Consider the following 18,511-nt stretch of genomic DNA (forward strand, 5'->3'; position numbering starts at 1 on the left):
GTATGAGTATAAAATTGTTTTCTAAACTGTTTTTGTGATATTGAAGTTGATTTTTATATGCGATATTAAAGGGATTTGTCATATAAATTAAAATTTAACGGAGGTTATAATTTTGTTACAGGTTTGTAACTACTTTTATGAAAAATTATGTTATTTTAAAATTAGTTGATGTATTAGCTGCATTAACATGTTTTCTTTCATACAGTCAACAAAAAGCATCTGTCCTTGTGTGAGGGTTGGATGCTTTTTGTTATTTCCTAAACTATTTTTATTAAGTAATTGATTCTATGGATATTTGTTGAATAAAATTGAGTTAGAATTAAAACAGAAGGTATAGGTTTGTTACGAATCTGTAACTATCTTGGTAGGTATTATATGTTACGATATATTTGACCAACAACATTTTCTCTAATGCCGGTCAAGTTTTGTAAATGTATAAGCAATAAAAAAAGTACAACGGATTTTTATAGCAACAAAAGACCATCCATTTTATAAAAGTGGATGGTTTTTTGTTGCTTTTATAAAAAACATAAAGTGAAAATTAAACGTTTATTGCTGTAACATAAATGTTTTTTGTAACGAGTTTGTAACGATTTTTTTGGGGATTTATTTTACAATTCAAGTATGTTAGGAAAAGATAAAGAGGAAGGAGGATTAACAGTGGAATTTTTAAAAAAGGTTTATGATTACTAATGGTATCTTCTGTAGTGACTGATGGTGGAATGACTGTCATTTCGACTGCTAATGCTGCTGAATATAATCCTAAATCTGTTATAGATTTAGGAAATACGACTAAATTATAACATCAATTGTTCAATTTGATATTAAAGATTTAAAAGACAATATTATAAAGACGACACTAAAAGCAACATTTATTAATCATTCTGTTCCAAATAGACAACTAGTAGTTATTAATATAGGTAGTAGTTTTATATCAGCAAATAAAAATGAACTCTTTGAGCTAGTGGCGCCTAATCAGCTAATGTTGGGGCTCTAAGCGCAACTTTACCCTATCCTTCTGAGTATCATATTATAATGAATTTAAAAAATAATAAATGAAAATAGTTTATACTCAGTTCACAAAAAGCATTTTAATTTTGTAAATATTGATTATAAAATTAAACAGTATTTTGTTTTTTCGAGGGAGGAATTCAAATGTACATTGCAGAAGCTGTTTTGAAATTTTTAGGTGGGGCAATCCCATTAGTCCAAGAACTATTAAAAGCATTTATGTGATTGATATATTTTATGTTTATTAATTAATTGCATAAATTGCGGTACAAAAAAGATCTGCATATTAAAGGAGATCTTAATATGCAGATTCCATGTATATTTAAAAATAGTATAATTTTGTATTTTAAAATAAAGTTATATAGTTATTTTAAATATGGACCTTTAGCTCAGGTGGTAAGAGCAGACGGCTCATAACCGTCCGGTCGTAGGTTCGATCCCTACAAGGTCCATTTAGTTTGAATCGATTTCAAGTTATGTTTATTGAAATTGAATAGTGGTTGGAAATTTATAACTCCTATCTAAGAAAATCTATCATCTTATGAAAACATGGAATTTCACATTTGTCATCAACTAAAAATATGTGTTTCATATTTTTACATTTTTGAAAGAAAAGCCTTTTGTTAGAAATAAGTAGTAAATTTTATTTTAAATCATGAGTTATTATAAGAATTTATCTTGTTATTTAAAGAGATATGCTTTTTAAGTGATGGAAACTTAACAGTTAAAGCTATATAAGACAGCACAATTAAAATGTTATTGAATTCCTATAGATTCTTAACAAAGATAGCTTTAATTATTTATAGAGACTGATTATACGAATGATCCTTTTCTCTAACCATGATTTATCCAGAATTTGAGGTAGGGATATTAAAATCTTCCGTTTGTCCATTTTATGTTTTTCACAGGAGTCATACTCGAATACAAATTGGGGGAAGTATAATGACGAAAAAAAACATTTTACTAGGAATTAAAAGTATCTTAATTCGTATGGTATCGATTTCATCTAAAATAGGTCCATCAACAGGTACGCTTACAAATTCTAAATCTTTAATTATTGAAGGAGTAATAGTTGATCGAGAGGGCAGTTACTTATTAATGAGAATGGATAGTATCCCAAAACAACTTATATCAAATATTTATTTTTATAATAATTGTAATGAAATAGTTATACACTCTGAAAATGCATGTGTTAAGTTGGGCGATAAGGTAAGAGTAAAAGGATTTATAAATGAGGAGGCAATCGCCCCTAGTATTAAGAATGCTACTGTTGAAAGAGTTGATAATTTTAAAAATTAGAATTCATATGATTGTATTATAAAGTTGTACACCATTAAGTACGACTTATAGTTATTTATTTTTAATTATTATATGTGTTATGTACTAAGTAAGTATATGTAATCACATTAAATGGGTAATATCATTTGTATTTATAATTTTTTGTTTTATTGATAATGATTTTCAATGTGGATTTTTTTACTTTGAGCGAAAAATAAAAGTAATAGCGAGGAGGAAAGTTGGTAGGATGTTGTTCCTAATCACCACGATAATTTATGAACGTAATCAACAGACGCCAAAGCAAGCTACTAAACAAACTTGATAGTGAAAAAAGATATTTTACTATGAAAGAATTATCCTTACATTTAGAATGCTCAATTAGAACTATAAAAAGAGATATAGCTGTTATAAAAGATTCCCTTCCAAAAGAATGGGAGATTGAAATTGCAATGCGCAAAGGAGTGATTTTGAAAAAGAAATTATATGCGTCAAACTTTCAAAGTGACTTTTTGTGTTTTAAGTACTCATTTCTATTTCAAACACTTAAAATTATCATGGAAAAGAATATTCAATATATTTCTCAACTAGCAGATGCTTTATACTTATCAGTTTCTGCTGTATATCCAGTTTTAAAACAAGTTGATGAATATTTAAATAAATATTCATTATCCCTTAAAAGAAATCCTTTAGAAATTAAAGGTGATGAAACACAAATTATTCTAATGTATTATGAGCTCTATCTACAAGCATATTCTATTAACGAGTGGCCATTTGAGGAGTATTCAAAAGAATGTATCCATGAATGGATTGATTTTATAGAAAGTTCTTTAGGTATTCAATTTCATATAACGAGTAAGCAAAAGCTTTCCTATTTAATTCCAATATTTTTAAGAAGAAAGAAATTAGACAAGCATGTATATCTGGAGAATGAAACGTTTGAGCATGTAAAACAATCCAGAATTTACACCGAAATATCAAGGTTATGTGACAGAATAATAAAGAAGCATAATCTCAATTTAACTAAAGAAGACATTGCATTTCTATCTATTGTAGTAGATTGCTCTAAATATATTTACAAAGATACAGAAAAGCACATTCAAGATTGTATTTGTATTTTTAAACAAAATAATCAAATAATGTTTAATCACATACAGGTGTTTATTGCTTTATTAGAAGAAAAATTTAAAGTATGTCTAATTAATGATGATAAATTACTCTTTCTAATTATTGAATATCTTAAACGTTTTTCTTATCAATTACAGTCTTTATCGAAAATTGAAAATCCCAATGGATTAACTTCTAAATATATACGAGATAAATATCCCTATGCTTTTCAACAAGTAAGAAGTGCATATGAGGAATGGGTTGATCTCAATACAAACATCGAAAATATCCCAAAAAATATGCCTGATGAGGATATTACACAAATAGCCATACATGTAGAAGCATTAAAACTTTTTTGTAATGCACAGTCAAAAAAAGTGTTACTTGTCATAGGAGAAGGAGATGCATGGAAACAATATCTAATTGCTCTATTGAGTAATATCTTTAAAGATAAATTAGTCTTTGTGGATAAGTTCGTTACTAATATAGAAAAAAATGCATTAAAAGATATAGATTTTGTTATAGCTACTATTCCACTTGAGTTAGATTGTTATCCAGTTGTTTATATTTCAACAATTCCTACAAATAGAGACATAGAAACTATATCTAATCTTCTGTAAATATTATTAATAGGAACTTTAAATAATCCAAGTATAAGAAAAAGTCGGGAATCGTATTTAAGTACCCGACTTTTTCTTTATCTATATAACAATTGTCTACTATTGGTAGTCATATTTAGTAGTGAGAGAATTTTATTATTTCTGTATGCTGAATGTACTATAGAAATTATAGAGATGTATAAATTCTGGCTAAGTAGGTATCTCCATTATTTTCGCGAATTCTTTTATGATTTTAGCCAAGAAGATTTTTTTCAAAGAACATGAGGGGTTACACATACAAGGGAATAGGAGAAGGTTTGACATATGGTGCATGCTCTGCACAACTTCCTGCAATGAAGAAGGAAGTTTTAGTTGTATTAACGGTTTCAAAGGAAACTTACATGGGACATTTAGGGAACGGATAAGTAAATTTCCCTTCCAACTATGCAATAAAACAAGAAGATAAAAATATAACTGTAATTTTAAATTAGATTGTAGATATGGAGATACAATATATGAAGAGATTGAATGGAAATAAGAAACTTTTAGTAATGGCCACATCTATTGGATTTATTTTATTCAATACGGAACTTCCTACATATGCGAGTTTTGAAATGGGAGCAAGCTCATCTGAACAAAATTTTAAGCCTAACTTTAGGAATACCGATAAAGAAGAAGCAAAAATCTATAGTAAGAATCGATATGAAAAATGGAGTAAGGATTTTTCTCCGAAAGAAAAAAAAATGATAGAATCATTTAAAAAAAACTCCCCTACAAACGAACTATTAAGAAAATACCGAGGTAATATAAGTCGGATGAAACTTATGGCAAGTAGGGATAGTACAGACCAAAAATTGGCACATGTAGTTTCTGAAATAGAGGAAATGAATAAGATAATTAAAAAGCCAGAAAATCTCACTTTAGAAAAACAAATCGTGTACACACGATTTAGTGCTACTGATTTTGGCTATGAAAGTAATTCGGATTTAGAAAAGGGATTATTAGATTTAGACATGAAACATGTTAATGAATTCAAGAGAGGATTTCAATATGGCAAATTTCCTGATTTACGTGTAGGAAGTTTAATGGAAGGAACAGATGGTTTGTTAAGCTCTTTCTTTTCTACAGAACGAATTCTAGTTGAATTAACGGTCCCAAAGGGCATTTATATGGGACATTTAGGGGACGGACAAGTGATTTTTCCTTCTGACTATGCAATGAAATTAGTAGATAGTAATATAACTGCAATTACACAAAATGGAAGGGAATTGTTGAAAATGAAAGCTAAGGTTGTTAAAAAAGAAGAAATTGAAGAAGAAATTCTTCATCAACAACATGTTATAAACAAAGTAGTGGCGATAGCTTTACGTGCCAAGGGAATTAGTGAAAAAGATATTGAAAACATTAATGATATAATAACTTTTAATTTTACAGGTTTGAATGCATCACTTGCCATTAAAAATTCTCAAAAAGCCATATTGGATATAGTAAATAATGATTATATGCCAAGTAATTTAATAAAAGATTGTTTTTTAAAATTACAAAAAGATATAGGGTTTCTTTTTGAAGAAACTCCAATTCATATGAGAGAAGAATTATTAGGAACGACAATAATTCCTAATAATTTAAGTGAGAGGCCATTCATAAGAATAAATGCAACGCCTCAAAGTAATTTAAGTGTTTTCAATGAGCACCTTAGTACTTCAGGAACAGTACTTCATGAATTTGGTCATTTGATAGCAAAGAAAATCTTAAATAATGTTGCTAATGATGATACATTTAAAAGGTTATACAAAGAGGAAAAAAATAACATAACAAAAATAAATACTGATAACGGCTATGCAAAGAAAAATCCAGATGAGTTTTTTGCTGAAGTTTTTAAATCTATGGTATCAATGGGCAATCAGAATCATAACGGAAACTTATACCGAGAATCTATAGAAAAAGAGGTTCCAAAGACTGTTGAATTTATAAGAAATAAACTAAAAGAACATGGATATGTATTAAAATGATAACATTTTTAGCAAGGATTTATCTGTTGACAAATTAAATTATACTAAGGGGGAAAGGGAATATGAAAAAGTCAAGTAAAAAAAAATTGGTTATAGCCACATCTATCGGAATTGGAATTAGTATATTCAATGCGGAACTTCCTGCATATGCAAGTTTTGAAATAGAAGCACGTCCATCTGACCCAAATTTCAAGCCTAACTTTAGGAATACTGATAAAGAAGAAGCAAAAGTATATAGTAAAAATCAATATGAAGAATGGAATAAAAATTTTTCTTCACAAGAAAAAAAATTGGTAGAATCATTTAAAAAAAACTCTCCTACGAATGAACTATTAAGGAAATATCGAGGTAATATAACAGAGATGAAATTCATGGCAAGTGAAGAAGGAGCAGATCCAGAATTAATAAAAGCTGTTTCTGAAGTAGCTGAAATGAATAGACTTATAAAGAAGAAGGAAAATTTAACTTTAGAAAAACAAATCGTGTACACTCGATTTAGTGCTACTGATTTTGGCTATGAAAGTAATTCGGATTTAGAAAAGGGATTATTAGATTTAGACATGAAACATATTAATGAATTCAAGAGAGGATTTCAATATGGGAAATTTCCTGATTTACGTGTAGGAAGTTTAATGGAAGATCCAGATGGGTTGTTGAAATCTTTCTTTTCTAAAGAACGAATTCTAGTTGAATTGACGGTACCGAAGGGCATTTTTATGGGACATTTAGGAGATGGACAAGTAATTTTTCCTTCTGACTATGCAATAAAATTGGTAGATAATAAAATAAATGTAGTTACACAAAACGGAAAAACGTTATTAAAAATGAAAGCTAAGGTTGTTAAAAAAGAAGAAATTGATGACGAAATACTTCATCAACAAGATGTTATAAATAAAGTAGTGGCGATATCATTACGTGCCAAGGGAATTAGTGAACAAGATATAGCGGAAATTAATGAGAAAATAACTTTTAATTTTACAGGTTTGAATGCATCACTTGCCATTAAAAATTCTCAAAAAGCTATATTGGATTTAGTAAATAATAATTATATGTCAAGTAATTTAATAAAGGATTGTTTTTTAAAATTAAGAAATAGTATAGGTTTTCAATTTGAAGAAACTCCAATTCAAATGAAAGAAACAATGGCGGGGGGAACTGTTTTTCCTGGAGATTCCAAAAAACCTTACATAATGATAAATGCAACTCCTCAAAGTCAATTGAGTGCATTTGGACCACATCTTAGTACCGCAGCGACATTATTTCATGAGATTGGTCATCTAATAGAAGCTGAAATTTTAAATGAAATTGCAGATGATGCTATATTTAAAAAGTTATACGAAGAGGAAAAAAATAATATAACGGAAATAAACACTTTTAATGGTTATGCAAAGAAAAATCCACATGAGTTTTTTGCTGAGGTTTTTAAATCTATGGTATCAATGGGCAACCAGAATCACCAAGGAGACTTATATAGAGAATCCATAAAAAAAGAAGCTCCAAAAACTGTAAGTTTCATTAAAGATAAACTAAGAGAACATGGATATTTATTAAAGTGATAACATATCTATATTTACAAATTAAAAGTAGTTTTTCGTACATTTAGTAAAAAATAAAATACAGATACTGGAGGACTACAAGGTATAAGAGACATACTTCTAATTGAAGCACGCAGATACACATATAAATGATAAGGAAACAACTTTTAATCATGCGTATTTCATATAATGACGAAAGTGAAAATAAATGCTTTGAAAAATATGGATGGTATCCTCCAATAGGTTCTTGAATTATATAGTCTCTGCTTGCCACTTTTTTGTTATTCTTAAGTAACAAGTTCTTTGTCTATCTTCTTGCAATATGATTATTTATCTAAAACTCGAAAAAGTGAACATTTATAAGTTAAATACAAAAAAGGAATTCTTTTGAGTTCCTTTTTTTATTATGAATACAGTATATAAAATGTTTTCTCTCATGAAAAGAAAGCAAAGTGTGAAAATTAACCCCAGAGTTTTATTTTTTAATATTTATTGTGCACAAGAACATATAAATGTGGATACTTATTGATAGAATGGACCAAATTGACGTTTAGGAAATGGAGCTAGTACAATTTGAGGTACTGAGAGTCATCTTCCCAAATTTGTACTAAAAATTTATTAACCCTTTTAACAGGATTATTTAATACTAGGAGAATATACATCCTCTCTTTCTTACTTTATCGCTTAATTTAATTCCAGAACTTTAGTGAGCACATTTATTTTGTTACGATTAGAATGAATATTTGATAAAAGTTATTTGTGGAGAATAACCATTTTAATATAAAGTAAGCATTCTCTTGATTAACCCCTAAGAAATCTGGATTTAATGATTTGGATTTCTTAGGGGTTGTTGAGTAATCTAAGTTTGATGGACTCATCGTTATAAAACTAAAAAAGAAGGATGATACGATATGGATAGGAAAGTAGACAGCCTTGCGTTTCATTTCATATTAAAATATCTAATAGATGATTTCTTATACTATTTCAAGAAATAGAATAATTCTCCATGATTCAAGTCCAAACGAAATGAAATCTAATCTTACACAAGAAAACAAGTGAAGATGTTACCTTATTAGGTATATCGTATAAAACTATCTAAGGTGCGAACTTATAAATTTTACAAAAAAGGCATGAAAAAGCAAAGTATTGAGCAGTTTATTTTATTAGAGTGTACATACTATCAATTATAGAAATTTATAATCCTAATTTATATCGGTATTTTAGGGTAATATATTGAGAGGGATAATATAAATATTATTAGGGATAAAGTTTATAGAAGCATACATACTGCTATAACATTTTCCCGTATACTTTTTTGCTAGCACATTACAGACATGGACAGGTTCCTCTGGTGAAATTGTTTCTAATCGAATTGATGATTTAATAGATTTTGAGGGGAAATGGCGAAAACATTATTAAATTAATATGTAAAGAAAAAAATGCGATTCAAGATTATACATGTTCATCTAAAGGTATAAATAGTTATTCGTGATCAACGGAAGGTAAATTGAAAAATAATATGTTCACCACAAGAAATAATAAAATAATTAAAACTATAGATAGCGCATTAAAAAAGACAAAAACTTCAGAAACAATGATGGTGTATAGAAGAGTTACAGAAGTAGCATTAGGTGCTTATTTTGAAGGTATATCCTTATATGATTAGGAAGATGGAAATGAGATTAATAGAAATGCGTTTTCAGAGATTTCAAAGCAAATTAAAACTACATATGGGTATCTAAGTAGTTCATTATCTAAAGATCCTTCAGCTGAGTATAGTAAATTACCAATTTTAATGCAGATTAAGTTACCAGATGGTACACATGCAGCATATTTTGGGGGATTAAGTGAGGCTCCTGAAGAGAATGAAATGTTAGTTGCTTGAGGATTTACATATAAAATAGAGAGTACTTCTATTGTTACTGTAAATGGTAGAGAGTATATGGAGATAGAGGCAAGAGGATTTCGAAAATAATAATAAATGCTATTTAAATTATCTATCAGATGACCCATGAGTGGTTTAACTGCTAAGTTGCCGAACCTCAGCATAGATAAGGACAGGTCATAATGAAAACTAGGTTACTTAGTATGTAGCATGTATAAAAAAATTTGAAAGAAATATGTATAGTATATTAATTAGTGGTTAATATATCTACAGTTTTTTGTATAGACATGATGATTTATTTTAATAGGATGTTTAGATTTTGTCTCTTTTTATAGATTTATAGGACAAAGTCTAAATATCCTATTTTATTTGAGTATATATAATGTGAATTATAGTAGTTTTTATTTTTAATTTAGATTGGTAGATTAGCCAAAAATATTTGGAGGGAGAGTATGAATATAATAAAGGATAAAATCTACAGAAGTGTATTGATTGCTGTAACACTTGTTTGTATGCTTTCTTTTGTTAATCCAGTGCAGATTTGGGCAGCTGACTCTGATGAAATAGTTTCTAATCATATTGATGGTTTAATAGAATTTGAAGGGAATTATAAAGATGCGGATATATGGGGAGAAAATAAATACAAAGAGTGGCGAGAATCATTAACAGATAAAGAAAAGGAAACGATTAAAAAGTATACAAAGAACGGTTATGAGATGATAAATTTTTACTTAAGGGAAATGAAAGGGAAATTAATAAATGAATTTCTATACGAGAGTCTTAATCTACAGATTAATATTTTAGATAAAGTATTAAAAAAGACAGAAACAGAAACTCCCATAACAGTATATAGGTCTGTTTCTCATAAAATGTTAGGCATAGATGATATAGTTTCAAGGATCTATGAAAAGAATGAGGGGAAGATGGATGATCATGAGGCAGCCTATTTTTCCGAAGTTAAAAAGAAACTTAAAGGGAAAGTTATAACTAATTATGGATACATGAGCTCATCGCTATCTAAACGTCTCGATGGCAAAATATTAAATGGTGAATATGACGTTCTAATAAAGATTAAATTACCAGCAGGTACAAATGCAGCATACATAGGAAATTTAAGTATTTATCCAGCAGAAACAGAAATGCTAGTTGCCAGAGGATTTGAATATCAAATAGAAGACCTATCTTGGATTGTACTAAATGGTGAAAAGATTCTAGAAATATCGGCAAAAGGAATTAAGAAATAAAAACTTAAGGGAAATTCATGTGAGAAAAAATAAACATTTAGTCAATGAAATCCTGATTGAGCTGGGAAGTTGGAGATGAAATATGAATAAAAAAGATATTTAATTAGAACATTTATTATTTTTCCGTTTATTTGTATGTATTCTTTCATAAATTCCGTGCAAACTGTGGATGCTGGTTCTGATGAAATAGCCTCTAATGATATTGATGGTTTAATAGAATTTGAAGGAGAAAATAAAATAGCGAATGATTGGGGAGAAAATAAATAAAAAGAATGGCATAATTTATTATCACGCGAGGAAGAGGAAGGATTAAAAAATACACAGATGAAAATTATATTAAACTGAATAAATATTTAAGGTCTACAAAGGGAAATTTAAGTAATGAATTATTGAATGAAAACGAAAATGAAAGTATTAATATGATAGATCAAGCGTTAAAAAAGACGAAAACAGCCCCCCCATTATGGTATATAGAAGAGTTACGGAAATAGAATTGGGTGTTCAATTTGAGGGTGTCTCCCTATATGTATGGTGTGCAGGAAGGAAACAAGATTAATAGAGAAAAAATTTCGGAACTTTCCAAAACGTTAAAGGGGGTGATTAAGACTGAGTATGGATATCTAAGTACATCATTAAGTAATGTTTTCGGAACTGAGAACTGAGCATAGTAAAAGACCGGTAATAATGAAAATTAAGTTGCCAGAGGGAACCAACGCAGCATACTTAGGAAGCTTAAGTATGTGGCCAGAAGAAAATGAAATGTTAGTAGCAAGAGGATTTACATATAAAGTGTGGGGTATTTCCATTATTGTAGATAAGGGTAAAGAATATATTCAATTGAATGCGAAAGGAATCCTTAAATAGATATGTATGAAATAAATAGCTTGTCTAAACAACAGATTCAAAGCCTCAGGGAATATATGATAATTTTCGAAAACGTAGAAGGGCTAAAAAATTTGAAGAATAAAGAATCATTACAAGAGATTTTATATAGATTTGAAGAATTTTTATATCAAAATGAATTTATTCTAAACTTTGATTATATTAGTTGGGGAAAAACAGAAAAGATAGAACGATATATAAAAAATGAGAATGCTGTAAAAGAAGCTAATTTGATTACTGTAAAAAAATTATTAACTTACCATGTAAGAATGAATAGATTTTATGAAGGTTATTTATTTGATGTCATTTTTATGGGGCATATGAGTTGTATTATAAGACGCTTAATGAAAGTAGCTAAAGATACACGAAATAACAACTAATCAGGTTCTAATTGGACAATTTAGTTATGTAATATGCATCTTTTTATTGCTTAGGATTTATTTTTGTAAATTTTAGTAGTTCTTTGAAACAGCGTATTTAATGCCAAAAATTAAAGGAGAAAAAATTATGAATATAAAGTCTGTATATAAATGTATAGCTACAACAGTATTACTTAGTCAAATTATGTCACCTAATATTTTACATGCTCAAGAAGTAAGTGATAAAGCACAGAGTGGGGTAGTTAATCAAGCGGAAATTAAACGATCCGGACTTATGGGATATTATTATAATGATAGTAATTTTAACGAATTAGTAATGATGACACCAGAAAAGAATGGTGATTTAAAGATAATAAAAGAAGATCATGATGAATTATTATCCAAAGAAAAACAAAGTATCCAGTCTATAAGATGGATAGGATATATTAAGCCATCAGAGAGTGGAGAATATACATTCTCTACATCCTCAGATCAAAATATTGCCATGCAAATTGATGGGAAGACGGTAATTAATCAATCTCCTATGGAGAACAAAATAGAACTCGAAAAGGATAAATTATATGAAATACGTTTGGAATATCGACAAGATGAAGCAGTAAATCAGAAAAATTTATCAGATTTACAATTGTTCTGGGCGAGGACTAATTCTGATAAAATTGTTGTTCCTGAGGAGAATTTGGTTTTACCGAATTTCGCTCCAGGAGAAAATAAAACTAAATTAATTCCTGAAACACCTTTGCTTGATGATAATTCAATTCCTGATACGACTGATCAATCTTTAGATACAGATGATGACGGTATACTAGATCATTGGGAAATTAACGGATATACAATAAAAGGACAAAAGTCTGTCCTATGGACAAAAGAGCTAGGTAAAAAGGGGTATATTAAATATGTTTCTAATCCTATGAATGCATATACGACAGGGGATCCTTATACAGATTTTGAAAAAGCTTCTGGTCATCTGCCAGCTGCAGTAGCTAAAGAGGCGCATAATCCATTAGTTGCAGCGTTTCCAGCAGTTGGAGTGAAAATGGAAAAAATGATTATCTCTGAAAATAAAGATTATACAAATTCAGAAGAGCATGCAATGTCCTCTAGTGAAACTGCAGGAATGACTTTTGGTGGAGAGGTAAATGTAGGGTATAGTGGATTATATGGTATTACTGGAGGGGTGACAGCAAACTTTTCACATAGTAATACAACAGAAAATACAAGTTCAACAAGCAATGGTAACACCCTTCATTTTAATGCAGCAGATGCAGCATACGTTAATTTGAATGTTAGATATTATAATAGTGGAACTGCACCAATTTATAGAGCCGCTCCGACGACAAGTTTTGTGTTGGGTGGTGAAACAATAGGGAGTTTTACAGCACAGGCAAATCAAATTGGGAATGATCTTAATCCAGGTGATACATATCCTAATAAAGAATTACATGCTCTATCATTAAATACAATGGATCAATTTAATTCGCAGCCTATTAAAATGAATCGCCAACAGTTAGAAAAGTTAAGAGCGGGTGCCCCTGTAAAATTAGAAACACCACAAGTAGCTGGGAAATATGCGAAAATTGTTTCAAGCGGAGATATTTCGGTAGCTGGAGACTGGGCACCTAAACTCGGACAAATTGAGAATAAGACAGCAGATATTATATTGAATACAGGTGATACTGTAAAAGAGGAAAAGGTGGCTGCTAAAAATTATACTGATCCTGAAGATAAAACTCCGCAATTAACCTTAGCAGATGCACTTAAGATAGCATTTGGGGCTAAAGAGGAAAACGGAAAATTGACTTTTAATGGACATAATATTAGTGAGCACTCTGTTGAATTATTTTATGATGAAAACACAAAAAAAGAAATGATGAAACAATTAGAAAAAATGTCAAACAAGAACATGTATGATATAAAATTAACGCCTAGAATGAAAATTGTAATTAAGACACCTACCGTATTAGATAATGGAAAAGATAGTAATATTGAATGGGAAACTACGAATATTAATCAACCTGGTCTTGATGATGTTGGATATAGTACTGGTAATATTGGTTATGGAATGTTGAAATCCAAACTAGAACCTAATACAAGTTATGTCTTAAGTGCATACTTCAAAGGGACACAGCACGAGAAAGAGATAGAGTTTGGAATTGGTAGTGGCAAAGGAGAGTATGCTGTTAATCAAAAATTTGAACTTTCTCAAGGCGGTAAGTGGAAGAAAGCTGAATTGAAATTTACTACAGGTGATGATGTGTCAAAATTTAATACTGTTCGAGTAAAAAATGATAAAAATGATGACACTCGTCAAGTTTATTTTGATAATATAGCCATTACAAAATTAAGTAAAGCAGAGAAAAAATTCGATGGAGTATCAGAAGATTATATTAAAGAAGCACATGCTTTTGAAAGTGTACGTAAAGATAAAAATAGTGGAACAGATTATGTAGATAGCATTAACCTTAAAGTAAATAGACCAATTAAGTGGAAGTATAAAGTGAAGGTGAATGGTAAAGAGATTGGGCATTCAAAAAACATCGATGAGCCAGATTCAAATGGTGTTATTAAAATTAATTTCTTAGATTTTAATAGTGGTATAGGGATTATAGCCACAGATCATATTGAGGTATATGCAGTAAAAGAGGGATTAAGCCCTGTGAAAGTAGCTGAAAACCACAAATACAATATGGAGGCGATAATTAAATTTAAAAATGCTGGTGAGAGTGGAATGATTGAACCTTATGGTGATATAAGATTTATAAATAATGGTGAAGTATTCGAAATATGGAAAGATGCAACAGAAAATTCAAGTAGAGAATATACTCAAGATCAACCTTATAAAAAAGATATAACTTTTAGAACGTTTACTCCGATCACTGAAGAGAGTAATATCAGATTTATTGCTAATGTAAAGGAAGAAGATTACCTTGCGAATCAAGATGATATACTCGCATATGGTGAAAATGAGCCCAAAGATTCAAAAGGCCTTAATGGGGATATTTACTTTAAAGGAGACGTTGCGGATGACTCTGTAAATATAGAGTATAAAATTACGAAATAACATTTTTAAAAATTTAGAAAGCCTGTAATTGTATATTTTGTACAGGCTTTTTTTTATTCGGCTAGTTATATTTAATCTGTAACAATTACATATTAAAGAAACGCAACAGTAGATAAGTCAATCGAGTGTTTATAATGAAGTATATTTAAAACTTGATTTTTTTAAATTGTGGAATCTTATTTGTGACGTACAAAAGTACTAACAGAGGACCGCATCTCAAAGAAGTAATTTGTTTCTTAAGCGAAGGAAAAACAGATTATAACTCTTAATCTATTAGAAATACTAAGGAGTATTTAACTAAAATGTTCTAATACAAACAGTCGTTCAGGTTGTGAATTATTACAAGTAAATCCAGATAGAAACATTCATTATAATTTTTTTAATAAAGGTCTGATATCAAATAGATATATTCATTTTTATCTATTTGAAGTGAAATGTACTAATTGGAAGATAAAAATAATCCAATTAGTACAATGTGTATACTTTTTTATTATATATAATATTAGCATTTACATATTTCTAACTAAATTGAAAGAATGGAGAAATCAAATGAATCATAAAATAAAATGCAAAAAAAATACTTTTTTCTTTTTTACCTTTTTCTTTATGTTTTTATTTTATCCTATACATTCGAGAGCTATAACAGAAAGTATCGATTTTTATCCTATTGATGGTGTTATGGATTTTGAGCATAGAACTGAAAATGTGAATGAATGGGGTGAAATACAGTATAACAGGTGGATAAATACTTTAAAAAAAGAAGAAATAGAGTCATTAGAAGTATTAAATTCTGCAAGCAAAGACGGAGGATATGATATTAATCAAATTTTGAAAGGTTTAGGAGGCAACCTAGATAGAAGACCAATTGATTCAGAACTTAAAGAGAAAAACGAAAAGTATAAAAAAGATGTAAAAAACATCGAAAGAGCTTTAAGTAGAGAGGGTTCAAAATTGAATGAGGATTTATATGTATATAAAAATATCAGTTTATCAGATTTTATAGATGTTGAAGATAAACACTTAACGAATATAGATGGTACAATAAATAGGGAAAAGTTTCAAGAATTAAAAATACATCTTTTATTTAGTAAAAATCAGGAGTTTACAATTGTGAATCTTACCGAAACACATGAAAAGAATTCTGGATTATTAAAGTGGAGAATTAAGCTTCCAAAGGGTACATCGGTAGGACATATAAATAAAAATCAGCTTATCCTTGATCGAAATATAGGCTTAAAAATTTTAAATAGTAGGATTGTTAGGCAAGAAGGAAAGGAATGTATTAGAATAGAAGCTACCTTAATTCCAAAAGAAAGAGTAGATAAAATTATAGAAATAAATGAAATTAAGCTAAATAACGACTTTAATTCTCTTTTAAAATCACCATTGAATTCAAAAATGATTGAATTTAGATTGCATAACTTGGCAAGTTCTGTAATTTCCTCACAGGGAATAGAATTACTTAGGAATTTAGGAACTCAAGTAGACAAAGATGTTTTAAATAGGATAATTAATTTTATGTTAGAAAAAAATGGGAAAATAATAATTGCCGATATTACACCAGCAGCTGTAATAGAGGCGTTTGCACCGAAACAACCATTAGTTAATACATTATTACCATATGCGACAGCAGGCGGAATATACAATCCAGATAACCGTACAATTGTAATTAACGCACTACATTCCTTCCAGGAAGGTACAAAATTGAATAGTGGAGATTTAATACATGAGTTTGGTCATGCGTTGGATTATTATATTGGCGAATTAGTTTTTTCTGGAAAAGGTGTTGCTATGTCAGAATCATTAGGATTTGAACAGATATATGCTATAGAGAAGAATAATTTAACAGAATACGCAAAAACTAACTCCCGTGAATTTTGGGCAGAAGCATTTCAACTGATGCACTCTAAAAAGACAGAGGATATTAACATGGTTAAAGAGAAAGCTCCCCAAACTTATAAATTTATAAATGATATTTTGAAATTGGTAAAAACAATGCCTTTAAAATAATAAATTATTAGTATAAGGAGATTATGATACGCTTTTATTTGGTGATAATAATTGAAAGGGCTAAGTAACAATAGTAACTATGGCGGTAACGATGAAAGTAGTTTTTCTGCGAGTGTGAAATAACAAAAACAGAGTAGTCTTTTTATTAATATAATTATATACACTAAAGAACCTGTAGAATTTCTACAGGTTCTTTAGTGTATATAATTTGATCAAAGCATTACTTTAAATCTGAGCATTTTGAACTTTCTTCACTTTCGGTTTGTTTATTAGTGAAGTGGAAATAGCCTAGTATGGCTATATTTTATCATTTTAGACAAGAAGACTCCGTCCTCAAGGAACGCGAAGTGAGTAGGTGGGAATTTTCTAAGATCATTATTTGAAAACTTAATATAATTGTTGTTTCCATATGAATCTAAATTTATTATTTTATTCTCAAATCGTTACCATTTTGTAAATACTATTTAAGCTATTCCTGATAGTATTAATTGCATAGCAACTATACGTGTTTGCTGTCTACGTTTTGTAAAATCTCTCTATTTAAAGAACAACTGAATAATCCCTATTCCCCTAATTAGTGCTTGTCCTTTTGGGATTTTCAGTTGTTTTTTTAGGGAGATTATAACAAATTATATTAATGTATTAAAAATAAGAGGAGGTAAATATATGAAACTTATTAAATCCTTACTTTGTTGTGGGCTAGTCTCAGTATCCACATGGGGGATATTTGGTGTTGATGTTTATGCCGGAGAAGTGGAAAAATCAAACACCACCATTAATATAATCGAGCAACAGAAACATAGAGATAAAATTTTATTATTAATTAATAAAATTGAATATAGTGATGCTGTAGGAGAAATGAATTCATTCATGTATAGTGGTAGCGGTGATATAGAATTTTCTTTGGAAAACAAAGGTAAAAATGCAATTGGGTATACTGTTAAAGGTCCTAATGATGAATTGATTCTAGGTGGTCATGTAAAACCAAAAGAGCAGATAATTACTACTACTTGTTCAAATACAGCAATCTCACCATTACCTAAAGGTGTATATCAAATTTATATTTCTAATGAAACCAACGCTAAAGGTGTATTCCAATTAGCTGTTAATAATGTGAATGGTCATACTTGCAAATGAATTATATGAAAAATAGGATGTTTAGTAAAAAAATATGATAATCATTAGTGAGTAGTTCTGAAAAAATATATTAAAATACGAATTATTATCTATTGTTCTACTTGTTCGAACAAGTAGAACATATGTTCTTGAATAATAAATTTTTGTGATTTAAGGAGGATATAAAATGTTAAAGAAAGTAATTTTAGTAGGAGCTTTAGGAATTTTTGGTACTATAACAGCAAATTCTTTTGAATTGAATGTAGAAGCTAGTGTAGTGGAACAAGATAAAGATGTAGTAGAAGGTAAAGTTATTGAAGTGAAAGATGTAAAAGATGGGTATTTTGTTCTTGAGGTAGATAAGTCAAAAGGTTCTTTACCTGATAGTGTGAAAGAA

12 protein-coding genes, 1 tRNA gene and 2 pseudogenes are annotated in these 18,511 nt (G+C 29.2%); 14 read left to right on the forward strand and 1 reads right to left on the reverse strand.

Annotated elements, in window-relative coordinates; translation table 11 throughout:
- The first annotated feature begins 1,389 nt into the window (after positions 1 to 1,389).
- From MR170_RS24980 to MR170_RS32790, 6 genes are all read left to right on the forward strand, one after another.
- Positions 1,390 to 1,463: transfer RNA gene (locus MR170_RS24980), tRNA-Ile, on the forward strand.
- Between the two features lie 490 nt (positions 1,464 to 1,953).
- Positions 1,954 to 2,310, forward strand: a complete 357-nt coding sequence (locus MR170_RS24985) for a hypothetical protein (RefSeq protein WP_242309743.1) — start codon at positions 1,954 to 1,956, stop codon at positions 2,308 to 2,310.
- Between the two features lie 254 nt (positions 2,311 to 2,564).
- Positions 2,565 to 4,013, forward strand: a complete 1,449-nt coding sequence (locus MR170_RS24990) for a BglG family transcription antiterminator (RefSeq protein ID WP_276575666.1) — start codon at positions 2,565 to 2,567, stop codon at positions 4,011 to 4,013.
- A gap of 494 nt (positions 4,014 to 4,507) precedes the next feature.
- A complete protein-coding gene (locus MR170_RS24995) occupies positions 4,508 to 6,004 on the forward strand; it encodes an anthrax toxin lethal factor-related metalloendopeptidase (protein ID WP_242309749.1) in 1,497 nt (498 codons plus the stop codon).
- Positions 6,005 to 6,066: 62 nt separating this feature from the next.
- Positions 6,067 to 7,560, forward strand: a complete 1,494-nt coding sequence (locus tag MR170_RS25000) for an anthrax toxin lethal factor-related metalloendopeptidase (RefSeq protein ID WP_242309752.1) — start codon at positions 6,067 to 6,069, stop codon at positions 7,558 to 7,560.
- A gap of 1,498 nt (positions 7,561 to 9,058) precedes the next feature.
- Complete coding sequence (locus MR170_RS32790) at positions 9,059 to 9,205, forward strand: ADP-ribosyltransferase (RefSeq protein WP_481746789.1); 147 nt, start codon at positions 9,059 to 9,061, stop codon at positions 9,203 to 9,205.
- On the opposite strand, the gene MR170_RS25005 is transcribed toward MR170_RS32790, so the two are convergent.
- The gene (locus MR170_RS25005; RefSeq protein WP_242309754.1) at positions 9,202 to 9,552 is read right to left on the reverse strand and encodes a hypothetical protein; all 351 of its coding nucleotides are present in this window, start codon (positions 9,550 to 9,552) and stop codon (positions 9,202 to 9,204) included. The genes MR170_RS32790 and MR170_RS25005 overlap by 4 nt on opposite strands.
- Before the next feature lie 324 nt (positions 9,553 to 9,876).
- On the opposite strand from MR170_RS25005, the gene MR170_RS25010 reads away from it, so the two are divergent.
- The 8 genes and pseudogenes from MR170_RS25010 to MR170_RS25040 all read left to right on the forward strand — a co-directional run.
- Complete coding sequence (locus MR170_RS25010; protein ID WP_242309757.1) at positions 9,877 to 10,668, forward strand: ADP-ribosyltransferase; 792 nt, start codon at positions 9,877 to 9,879, stop codon at positions 10,666 to 10,668.
- A 308-nt stretch (positions 10,669 to 10,976) separates the two neighbouring features.
- Positions 10,977 to 11,330, forward strand: a pseudogene (locus MR170_RS32795) (ADP-ribosyltransferase).
- Positions 11,308 to 11,532, forward strand: coding sequence for an ADP-ribosyltransferase (locus MR170_RS32330; protein ID WP_276575667.1), 225 nt, complete (start codon positions 11,308 to 11,310; stop codon positions 11,530 to 11,532). The pseudogene MR170_RS32795 and the gene MR170_RS32330 overlap by 23 nt, the downstream one beginning before the upstream one ends.
- Positions 11,533 to 11,624: 92 nt before the next feature.
- Entirely contained in the window at positions 11,625 to 11,930 is a 306-nt protein-coding gene (locus MR170_RS25020; RefSeq protein WP_242309760.1) for a DUF6508 domain-containing protein, read from the forward strand.
- Between the two features lie 127 nt (positions 11,931 to 12,057).
- Entirely contained in the window at positions 12,058 to 14,988 is a 2,931-nt protein-coding gene (locus tag MR170_RS25025) for a binary toxin-like calcium binding domain-containing protein (protein WP_242309763.1), read from the forward strand.
- Positions 14,989 to 15,537: 549 nt separating this feature from the next.
- Positions 15,538 to 16,998, forward strand: a complete 1,461-nt coding sequence (locus tag MR170_RS25030; RefSeq protein WP_242309766.1) for an anthrax toxin lethal factor-related metalloendopeptidase — start codon at positions 15,538 to 15,540, stop codon at positions 16,996 to 16,998.
- A 666-nt stretch (positions 16,999 to 17,664) separates the two neighbouring features.
- Entirely contained in the window at positions 17,665 to 18,135 is a 471-nt protein-coding gene (locus tag MR170_RS25035) for a hypothetical protein (protein WP_242309769.1), read from the forward strand.
- A gap of 166 nt (positions 18,136 to 18,301) precedes the next feature.
- Positions 18,302 to 18,511, forward strand: a pseudogene (locus MR170_RS25040) (hypothetical protein); the annotation flags it as partial.

Origin of the sequence: Bacillus cereus group sp. BfR-BA-01524, assembly GCF_022662595.1 — a bacterium.
Taxonomy (GTDB): Bacteria; Bacillota; Bacilli; order Bacillales; family Bacillaceae_G; genus Bacillus_A; species Bacillus_A thuringiensis_S.

Bases quoted from the DNA above. Each gene is read 5' to 3' on its own strand.
- MR170_RS24985 (WP_242309743.1), top strand. From the start codon at position 1,954: ATGACGAAAAAAAACATTTTACTAGGAATTAAAAGTATCTTAATTCGT.
- MR170_RS24990 (WP_276575666.1), top strand. From the start codon at position 2,565: ATGAACGTAATCAACAGACGCCAAAGCAAGCTACTAAACAAACTTGAT.
- MR170_RS24995 (WP_242309749.1), top strand. From the start codon at position 4,508: ATGAAGAGATTGAATGGAAATAAGAAACTTTTAGTAATGGCCACATCT.
- MR170_RS25000 (WP_242309752.1), top strand. From the start codon at position 6,067: ATGAAAAAGTCAAGTAAAAAAAAATTGGTTATAGCCACATCTATCGGA.
- MR170_RS32790 (WP_481746789.1), top strand. From the start codon at position 9,059: ATGTTCACCACAAGAAATAATAAAATAATTAAAACTATAGATAGCGCA.
- MR170_RS25005 (WP_242309754.1), bottom strand. From the start codon at position 9,552: ATGGGTCATCTGATAGATAATTTAAATAGCATTTATTATTATTTTCGA.
- MR170_RS25010 (WP_242309757.1), top strand. From the start codon at position 9,877: ATGAATATAATAAAGGATAAAATCTACAGAAGTGTATTGATTGCTGTA.
- MR170_RS32330 (WP_276575667.1), top strand. From the start codon at position 11,308: ATGTTTTCGGAACTGAGAACTGAGCATAGTAAAAGACCGGTAATAATG.
- MR170_RS25025 (WP_242309763.1), top strand. From the start codon at position 12,058: ATGAATATAAAGTCTGTATATAAATGTATAGCTACAACAGTATTACTT.
- MR170_RS25030 (WP_242309766.1), top strand. From the start codon at position 15,538: ATGAATCATAAAATAAAATGCAAAAAAAATACTTTTTTCTTTTTTACC.
- MR170_RS25035 (WP_242309769.1), top strand. From the start codon at position 17,665: ATGAAACTTATTAAATCCTTACTTTGTTGTGGGCTAGTCTCAGTATCC.